The 8,092-nt window shown below is 58.9% G+C and carries 14 protein-coding genes (1 of these 14 running past the window's edge); 12 read left to right on the forward strand and 2 right to left on the reverse strand.

What is annotated here, in order from left to right:
• Entirely contained in the window at window positions 1-777 is a 777-nt protein-coding gene (locus tag GS_RS03160) for a tRNA1(Val) (adenine(37)-N6)-methyltransferase (RefSeq protein WP_010941299.1), read from the forward strand.
• On the opposite strand, the gene GS_RS03165 is transcribed toward GS_RS03160, so the two are convergent.
• On the reverse strand, window positions 756-1,235 hold the full coding sequence (locus GS_RS03165; RefSeq protein ID WP_010941300.1) for a DUF721 domain-containing protein: 480 nt from the start codon (window positions 1,233-1,235) through the stop codon (window positions 756-758). The genes GS_RS03160 and GS_RS03165 overlap by 22 nt on opposite strands.
• Window positions 1,228-1,485 (reverse strand): hypothetical protein, encoded by a 258-nt coding sequence (locus GS_RS03170; RefSeq protein WP_010941301.1) that lies wholly within the window; start codon window positions 1,483-1,485, stop codon window positions 1,228-1,230. The genes GS_RS03165 and GS_RS03170 overlap by 8 nt, the downstream gene beginning before the upstream one ends.
• A gap of 80 nt (window positions 1,486-1,565) precedes the next feature.
• Between GS_RS03170 and GS_RS03175 the strand changes: the two genes are divergently transcribed.
• The 11 genes from GS_RS03175 to GS_RS03225 form a co-directional block, all read left to right on the forward strand.
• Window positions 1,566-1,820: a DUF3343 domain-containing protein gene (locus GS_RS03175; RefSeq protein WP_010941302.1), complete on the forward strand. Its 255-nt coding sequence runs from the start codon at window positions 1,566-1,568 to the stop codon at window positions 1,818-1,820.
• A gap of 202 nt (window positions 1,821-2,022) precedes the next feature.
• On the forward strand, window positions 2,023-3,381 hold the full coding sequence (gene ffh, locus GS_RS03180) for a signal recognition particle protein (RefSeq protein ID WP_010941303.1): 1,359 nt from the start codon (window positions 2,023-2,025) through the stop codon (window positions 3,379-3,381).
• Window positions 3,382-3,441: 60 nt separating this feature from the next.
• Window positions 3,442-3,729 carry a 30S ribosomal protein S16 gene (gene rpsP / locus GS_RS03185; RefSeq protein ID WP_164930419.1) on the forward strand — a complete coding sequence of 96 codons (288 nt, stop codon included), beginning with the start codon at window positions 3,442-3,444 and terminating at the stop codon, window positions 3,727-3,729.
• Between the two features lie 52 nt (window positions 3,730-3,781).
• Window positions 3,782-4,012, forward strand: a complete 231-nt coding sequence (locus GS_RS03190; protein WP_010941305.1) for a KH domain-containing protein — start codon at window positions 3,782-3,784, stop codon at window positions 4,010-4,012.
• Entirely contained in the window at window positions 4,012-4,551 is a 540-nt protein-coding gene (gene rimM, locus GS_RS03195; protein WP_200858943.1) for a ribosome maturation factor RimM, read from the forward strand. Before GS_RS03190 ends, rimM begins: the two co-directional genes overlap by 1 nt.
• Window positions 4,548-5,285 (forward strand): tRNA (guanosine(37)-N1)-methyltransferase TrmD, encoded by a 738-nt coding sequence (gene trmD, locus GS_RS03200; protein ID WP_010941307.1) that lies wholly within the window; start codon window positions 4,548-4,550, stop codon window positions 5,283-5,285. The genes rimM and trmD overlap by 4 nt, the downstream gene beginning before the upstream one ends.
• On the forward strand, window positions 5,282-5,866 hold the full coding sequence (locus GS_RS03205; protein ID WP_010941308.1) for an RNA methyltransferase: 585 nt from the start codon (window positions 5,282-5,284) through the stop codon (window positions 5,864-5,866). Before trmD ends, GS_RS03205 begins: the two co-directional genes overlap by 4 nt.
• Before the next feature lie 74 nt (window positions 5,867-5,940).
• On the forward strand, window positions 5,941-6,297 hold the full coding sequence (gene rplS / locus GS_RS03210; RefSeq protein ID WP_010941309.1) for a 50S ribosomal protein L19: 357 nt from the start codon (window positions 5,941-5,943) through the stop codon (window positions 6,295-6,297).
• A 54-nt stretch (window positions 6,298-6,351) separates the two neighbouring features.
• Window positions 6,352-7,005: a ribonuclease HII gene (locus GS_RS03215; RefSeq protein ID WP_010941310.1), complete on the forward strand. Its 654-nt coding sequence runs from the start codon at window positions 6,352-6,354 to the stop codon at window positions 7,003-7,005.
• The gene (locus tag GS_RS03220) at window positions 6,996-7,382 is read left to right on the forward strand and encodes a YraN family protein (protein ID WP_010941311.1); all 387 of its coding nucleotides are present in this window, start codon (window positions 6,996-6,998) and stop codon (window positions 7,380-7,382) included. Before GS_RS03215 ends, GS_RS03220 begins: the two co-directional genes overlap by 10 nt.
• 68 nt (window positions 7,383-7,450) lie before the next feature.
• Window positions 7,451-8,092, forward strand: the 5' portion of a protein-coding gene (locus tag GS_RS03225) for a nitrilase-related carbon-nitrogen hydrolase (RefSeq protein WP_010941312.1). Its footprint extends 210 nt past the window's final position; the window shows 642 of its 852 coding nt (coding positions 1-642); it begins with the start codon at window positions 7,451-7,453; its stop codon lies off the right edge, out of view.

Consider the following 8,092-nt stretch of genomic DNA (forward strand, 5'->3'; position numbering starts at 1 on the left):
ATGAGTGGCGCCCCGGAGGAAGGGACGGAAACCCTGGATGAGCTCCGGGCTTACGATCTCAAGATTCTCCAGCAACGGGACGGCTACCGCTTTTCCCTCGATCCCCTGCTCCTGTGTGCGTTTTCCTGTCTGACAGAGGGGGGACGGGGAATCGACCTGGGGACTGGCAGCGGCATAATCCCCCTTGTGCTTGCCCGCCGCTGTCCGGGGAGCACCTTCGTTGGGGTCGAGTTCCAGGAAAGAATGGCGCACCTCGCCGAGCGAAACGTTCACCTCAACGGCCTCGCCGAAAGGATCGCCATCCTGCGGGAAGACGTACTCGGTCTCCGTCGACGCTTTCCCGTGTCATCCTTTGATCTGGTACTGTCCAACCCTCCCTACCGCAGGAGGGGGACCGGAAAGATAAGTCCACGGGCCGGTCGGGACGATGCCCGCCACGAATCGACCGCAACCCTGGCCGATTTTCTTGAAAGCGCCAAATATCTCGTAAAAACCACGGGCCGGATCTGTTTCATCTATCACCCGGCCCGCCTCCCCGAGCTCATGGCCCACGCTGCAAGCCTCAAACTCGCCTGTCTGCGCCTTCGGCTCGTACACGGCACCCGCACCGCGCCGGCGCGCATGGCCATGGTGGAGTTCGCCAAGGGGCGCCGGGGCGACCTTGAGGTCCTGCCGCCTCTTGTTGTGCGAAACGATGACTATACCTACTCGGCAGAAGTTGCGGAGCTGCTGGGGGAATACGGCCCGGAAGGGGGTTACTCCACGTCGGAGCAATAGTGGCGTTGCATCAGCGAGGCTAGGGCCTCACGGAGCTCCTCATCGTCCATCTGGTCCGTGGTGTCCTCGATAAACCGCTCTTCGGCGGAACTCAGTTCTCTGGAAGGCCTGGACGGGGTGTCCCCGTCTTGCGCCGGTGGGGCGATGTGTCCGGCCTTGAGGTAGATGTCGCGCACGACCGGCTCGCCCAGCAGGCTATTCAATCTGTCGGTAATCTCACCCTTCAGGAAACTCAACTGCTGCATCCAGGGCGCGCTCACCACGGCCAGGGTGAGGGTGCCGTCGCGAAAGGCCACCGGCCGGGCACGGGCCGCAATGCGTTCTCCCACAGCCTCGTCCCAGAACAGCCAGATGCGTCCCTCTTTCAGGCGACGTTCCGCGGGCTTGCCTCGCAGGACATCGGCCAGGAGGTCGCCTACCACCCGGGGCTTGCCCATCCGTCCGCGAACGTCACCCATTGTTTTGGCGGCGGCGATGGATGAATCCGCCAATAAGCTGCCCCGCGACGGCGCCACCGAGGGTGAGGGGGATGAATTTCCAGCTGAAGCCGGCCTTTACACGCAGGTAGATGATAAGGGGAATGGAGATGTGGATGTAGAAATACCAGCCGAAAGTGAACTTCTCGCACCCTTGACGAAGATAGCCGAGGGGAATATTGATGAGGAGAGCCGTCAGCGTCAGGCCCGAAATCATAAAAAATGCGTGCATTGTTCACCTCTTTCGGCATAGTATGGAAGTCTGTGCCGTTTGTCAATTGGCCAGCGAACTCTCGACCTGAAAGGAGCGCCATGGTTCGCGAGGGAGAGCGCGTTGCGATTTTCAACTCGATCCACCGCGTCATGAAAGCCGAAAAACTCCTCAAAGGCCAGGGGATGGTGATACTTCTCATTCCCGCGCCCCGCGACCTCCACGCTGATTGCGGTCTTGCCATCCGCTATGCATCGGCCGATGCCGTAGCGGTTGAGTCGAGCCTGCGGGAGGCCGATCTCGAGCCCGAGGAGATCCACGAAAAGACAGCTGTCGGCTACAGCCGGTTGCCGTAATCCTAGGTACGCAGCGTCCGTTGCCGCGTGTCGCCATGTTCGGTTCCTTCCGGGGCGTTATCTTCGCCTGCGGCAAAGTCTTTTTTTGTCTTGACAGGCCGAAGACAGGGGGGCTATAGTTAACCTCTTTCTCCATGGTAACGTGCGCGCAGTAGCCGTAGTTTTTGGTGTGGCCGCATAATATATTGAATTAATTGAGATAATGCTCGAAAATCTTTCCGACAAGCTTGACGTCCTCTTTAAAAAACTCCGCGGTCAGGGAGTGATGAGCGAGGAGAATATCAAGGAGGCGCTGCGCGAGGTGCGGCTCGTTCTTCTTGAAGCCGACGTTAACTTCAAGGTCGTCAAGGACTTTGTCGAAAGAGTTCGTGTCCGTGCCGTCGGCACCCAGGTGCTCCAGAGTCTCACGCCGGGGCAGCAGGTCATCAAGATTGTTCAGGAAGAGCTTGTGGCCCTCATGGGCGGGGGCGAGGACAATAGTCTCGATCTGGCTGCAAAGCCGCCGGTCCCCATCATGATGGTAGGCCTTCAGGGGGCCGGCAAGACCACCTCCTGCGGCAAGCTGGCCCGGCTGCTCAAGGGGCAGCGGCGTCGACCGCTCCTGGTGCCTGCCGACGTCTACCGGCCTGCTGCGATTGAGCAGCTGAAGACCCTCGGGCGGCAGCTGTCCGTGGAAGTGTTCGATTCCCGGGCAGATCAGGATCCGGTCGACATCTGCCGCGAAGCGCTCCGTTACGCAACTCTCAACGGCTTCGACGTGGTCATTCTTGACACCGCCGGCCGCCACCAGATCGACGAGTATCTCATGAATGAGCTCGTCAGGATCAAGGAGGCGGCGGAGCCGCGGGAAATCCTCTTCGTCGCCGACGCCATGACCGGCCAGGAAGCGGTCAATGTGGCCAGCGGCTTCAATGACCGGCTCGATATTACCGGCGTGGTCCTTACCAAGCTCGACGGTGATGCGAAGGGGGGGGCAGCGCTCTCAATCCGGGCGGTGACCGGCAAGCCGGTGAAACTTGTGGGGGTCGGCGAAAAGCTCGACGCCCTGGAAGTTTTTCATGCGGATCGTCTGGTGTCGCGCATCCTCGGAATGGGTGATATTCTTACCCTTGTGGAGAAGGCCCAGGCGACCTTCGATTCTCAGGAGGCCGAACGGCTTCAGCAGAAGCTCAAGAAAAGCCAGTTCGATCTGGAGGATTTCCGCAACCAGCTGCAACAGATCAAGAAGATGGGCTCCATTGAGTCGATTCTCGGCATGATTCCGGGGGTCGGTAAGGCCATGAAGCAACTGCAGGGCGCTCAACCTTCCGAGCGAGAGCTCAAGCGGATCGAGGCGATCATTGGCTCCATGACCCCTGCCGAGCGTGCGAACCACGCGATCATCAATGGCAGCAGGCGGCTGCGCATCGCCAAGGGGAGCGGCACCACCGTTCAGGAGGTGAACCAGCTTCTCAAGCGTTTCACCGAGGCGCAGAAAATGATGAAGCAGCTTCAGAAGCTCGGACCAAAGGGCCTGATGCGCGGTATGAAAGGGATGGGCAAGGGGATGTTTCCCTTTTGATGCATTCATACGAAGTCCGAAGCAGGATATAACGACATTCACCTATGCGGCCTCCGGGCCGTGACACCACCAGGAGGAAGAGATGGCCACAAGATTCGTCTGGCTCGTGCCGGGGCCAAGAAGAAGCCCTTTTACCAGATTATCGTCGCCGACGTGCGTAGTCGGAGAGACGGTCGATTCATCGAGAACGTGGGGACCTATGACCCCAATCAGAACCCCGCCGCCGTCAAGTTCGAGGAAGCCAAAACCCTCGAGTGGCTTGGCAAGGGAGCTCAGCCGACCGATACGGTCAAGCAGATTCTCAAAAAAGCAGGTATCTGGGAGAAATTCGTCGCAAAGTCTGTGTAACTGAAATCTGATTCCCGGTCCGCCGGTCATTTCCATCACAGAGGTTACCGACATGAGAGAACTCGTAGAGACCATTGCCAGGGCGCTTGTGGACGATCCCACCCAGGTACGGACCACCGAGGAGATGGAGGACGATGCGACGGTGATTAAGTTGACCGTTGCCAAGGAGGACATGGGAAGAATCATCGGTAAGGAGGGTCGTACGGCCAAGGCCATCAGGACCCTGCTAAATGCGGTTTCGACCAAGGACAACAAGAAAGCTGTGCTGAAGATTGTGGAATAATGACGCGAAGCAGTGAGCCGGTGCGGCAGGATGATCTCAAGCTGCTCGGCAAGATAGTAACAACTCACGGGATTCGGGGGCAACTCAAGGTCGCTTCCTTTTCCGGTGAATTTGATACGATCCTTTCCCTTGAGACGGTCGTGCTCAAGGGAAAGGACGGCAGGATGGAGACATTCCCCGTGGCACGGGCGACCGTGCATCATGACCGGGTGCTCCTTTCGCTTACGCCGTTTACGAATATAAACGAAGTACTTCATCTGATTTCGGCTGTGAGCTACGCCCATCGCGATCAGTTTCCCCCCTTGGAAGAGGGGGAGTATTACTGGTGCGACCTCATAGGTCTCCAGGTTGTGACAGCGGCGGGAACCGTCATCGGCCGGCTCGACTCGATACTCCCCACGGAAAGTCATGATGTCTACGTGGTACGCGGTGCCGACAGGGAATATCTCATCCCGGCCGTAGAGGATGTGGTGGTGCAGGTCGACCTTGAGGCAGGCACCATGACGGTCAGTCCCCCCGAGGGGCTGCTCGATCTATGAAATTTGACATATTGACGCTGTTTCCAGCCATGTTCGACGGGCCTCTTACCGAAAGCATCATCCGGCGGGCCGTGGAACGGGGGTTCGTGGATATCAGTCTGCACAATATTCGCGACTACGCAACCGATCGGCACCGGGTCGTTGATGATGCCCCGTACGGCGGCGGTGATGGCATGGTCATGAAAGTCGAGCCTCTTGCCGCCTGCATTGAGGCGGTGAAGGCAGAGCGGCCGGCAGCGCGGGTCATCCTGACCACCCCCCGGGGGCGGCGATTCGACCATGACGCCGCCCGCGAGCTGGCCGGCTACGAAGAGCTCATCATCGTTTGCGGCCGTTATGAAGGAATAGACGAACGGGTGCGCGATCTCTTTGTGGATGACGAATTTTCCATCGGCGATTTCGTCCTCACGGGAGGCGAACTTGCCGCAATGGTCATGATCGACGCGGTGATCCGTTTTATCCCCGGCGTCCTCGGTTCTCCCGGCTCGGCGGAATATGATTCATTCGCTGACGGCCTGCTCGAATATCCTCAGTACACCCGTCCGGTGGAGTTCCGGGGGGTTCAAGTGCCAGGGGTCCTCCTGTCGGGAAACCACGCCGAGATCAGCCGATGGCGGCGCCAGAAAGCTCTTGAGTTGACGAGGCGGGTGCGTCCCGATCTGCTCCACAAAGCGGAACTAAGCAGCAGTGACCGGGACTGTCTGGCGATGCTCGAAAGGGAAGGCGAGCCATGACCTGCGGTGAGTGCAGCAGGCCTGCGGTGAGTGTGGCTCTTGTCCACTATCCGGTGTATGACAAGAATCGGCAGGTAGTCGCAACGGCCGTCACCAATCTTGACATCCATGATATTTCCCGCTCTGCCAGGACGTTCGGCCTCAATCATTACTACCTGGTTACCCCCGTCGAGGGCCAGAAGGAGTTGGCCGGGCGGATTATCAGGCATTGGCGGGAAGGATGGGGGGCATCCTATAACCCCAAACGCAAGGCAGCTTTGGACCTCGTGCGGATTTCGAATTCCATTGAAGAGGTCCTGGAAGAACTCGGCAACGAATACGGCGCACCTGCCCGGCTCGTTACCACCGGCGCCCGCCAGCATCCGCGCAGTATCGGGTATGAGCAGATGGCGTCGATAATGGCACATGATCGTGAGCATCCCTATCTCATTGTGTTCGGTACGGGATGGGGGCTTACGGAGGATTTTTTCGACCGGGCGGACTTTGTGCTCGCCCCGATTCAGGGGCCGGGCGAGTATAACCACTTGTCGGTTCGGTCGGCAGCGGCAATCATCATGGACAGGCTGTTCGGGGTGCGATGAAAGCGGTGCCCCGCGCCAGATAGACCTGACAACAAACAGACGTTTTCTGTCAGATAAACGGGAGGAAGAGAAGCATGAACAAGATTGATGCAATCGAACTGGAGCAAATGAAAAAGAACATCCCCCCCTTCAAGCCGGGCGATACTCTCAAGGTTCACGTGAAAATCGTGGAAGGCGACAAGAGCCGTATCCAGGCGTTCCAAGGGGTGTGCATCAGCCGACAAAACGGCGGCATCCGTGAGTCGTTCACCGTCCGCAAGATTTCCAACAACATCGGGGTCGAGCGTGTGTTCCCGCTTCACTCGCCCACCGTTGACGCTATTGAAGTGATTACCCGCGGTCATGTCCGCCGGGCAAAGCTCTACTATCTCCGCAAGCTGCGCGGCAAGGCCGCCCGCATCCGCGAAAAGAAGTACGTGGCGGCTCAGTAACCACGAAGCCCCGCCCAGTGCGGGGCTTTCGTTTTTTCGGCTGGAGGGGAGGCAGTGTCGTTAACCCTGTTCGATCATGAGCCGCAGCCGGCGGTCTGGGATTTCGAGAGCCGGGCTGCTCGCCGCGGCTATCGCACCATTGCGGGCATTGATGAGGCAGGGCGCGGTCCCCTTGCCGGACCCGTAGTGGCGGCGGCCGTCATCCTTCCCTTCGGCACCGACCTGCCGGGCGTCGACGATTCCAAAAAGCTCACCCCAGCACGACGAGATGACCTGTTTACCCTCATCCAAGGCACCGCCCTTGCTATCGGTGTCGGTGTGGCGGACCACAAGGTCATTGACCGGATCAATATCCTTCAGGCCACTCTCGCAGCCATGCGCGAAGCCGTGGAATGTCTGACCGATCCGCCCGACTACCTTCTGGTGGACGGGATTTCCCCCGTCCCTCTTCCCGTGGCTCAGCAAACCATCAAAAAAGGCGACAGTGCGAGCATTTCCATTGCCGCAGCTTCTATCATTGCCAAGGTCACCCGCGACCGGCTGATGGCGGAGTACGATCAACTCTACCCCGGGTATGGCTTTGCCGAGCACAAGGGGTACGGGAGCGCCTCCCATATGGCAGCTATTGCCGCACTGGGGCCTTCGCCCATTCACCGCACAACCTTCCGCGGGGTCAGGGAGCACCTGGGAGAAAGTCGGTGCCGGTAGGAGAAGGCAGCCATCATAACAAGATCCTCGGTGTTCGCGGCGAGGACCTGGCCGCAGCCTACCTTGAACGGCTCCGTTACCGTATCATCGACCGGAACTTCCGCTGCAGGGGGGGGGAGGTCGACATCGTAGCCCGTGACGGAAAGACACTTGTGTTCGTCGAGGTCAAAACCAGGAGGACGGCCGGTTACGGCGTCCCCCAGTTGGCGGTCACTCCCTTCAAGCAGCGGCAGATTTCCAAGGCGGCTCTTGCCTGGCTCACCCGCAAGGGCATGTTAGACGTAAACGCCAGGTTCGATGTTATCGCAATAACCATTCTTTCCCCCGACGCCCCCCGCATCGAACATATCACCAACGCTTTCGAGCTTGCCTACTGACCCGGAATTACCGTTGAAACCTCCCCACCCCTGTGGTACCGTAGGCCGAAACTTACGGGGGAGATGTCGTGGATTTCACTGTTGCACTGGCCCAGATCAAACCGAAACTTGGCTGTGTCGCCGATAACTGCCTCATGGTTCGTCAGGCCGTGGAGCGGGGAATCGACGAGAAGGCCGATCTTGTCGTTTTTCCTGAACTGGCGCTTACGGGCTACTTTCTCAAAGACTTGGTTCCCGATGTAGCACTGCGGCTGGACGCGCCTGAAATCAATGCCCTCCGGGAGCTTTCCCGCCATATTTCCATTGCGGTGGGCCTTGTAGAGGTGTCGGCCGACTATCGTTTTTTCAATACCTCTCTCTATCTTGAAGGGGGAGAGGTGCGCCACGTTCACAGAAAAGTGTACCTGCCCACCTACGGGCTCTTCGATGAGCAGCGTTATCTCGCGCGAGGCGAGCACTTCCGGGCCTTCGACTCCCGCTTCGGCCGGATGGGGCTCCTCATATGCGAGGATATGTGGCATCTTTCCGCTCCCTACATTCTTGCCATGGACGGTGCGACCACGGTGATCTGTCTCTCGAGCAGCCCTGGCCGGGGATTGACCGAGGATGACAGCCTCGGTTCGACCATTGCGTGGCAGAAGCTGACGTCGACGACGGCCATGTTTTTCAATTGCCGTGTTCTCTACTGCAACCGCGTAGGTTATGAAGAC

Origin of the sequence: Geobacter sulfurreducens PCA (assembly GCF_000007985.2) — a bacterium.
In the GTDB taxonomy this organism is placed as follows: domain Bacteria; phylum Desulfobacterota; class Desulfuromonadia; order Geobacterales; family Geobacteraceae; genus Geobacter; species Geobacter sulfurreducens.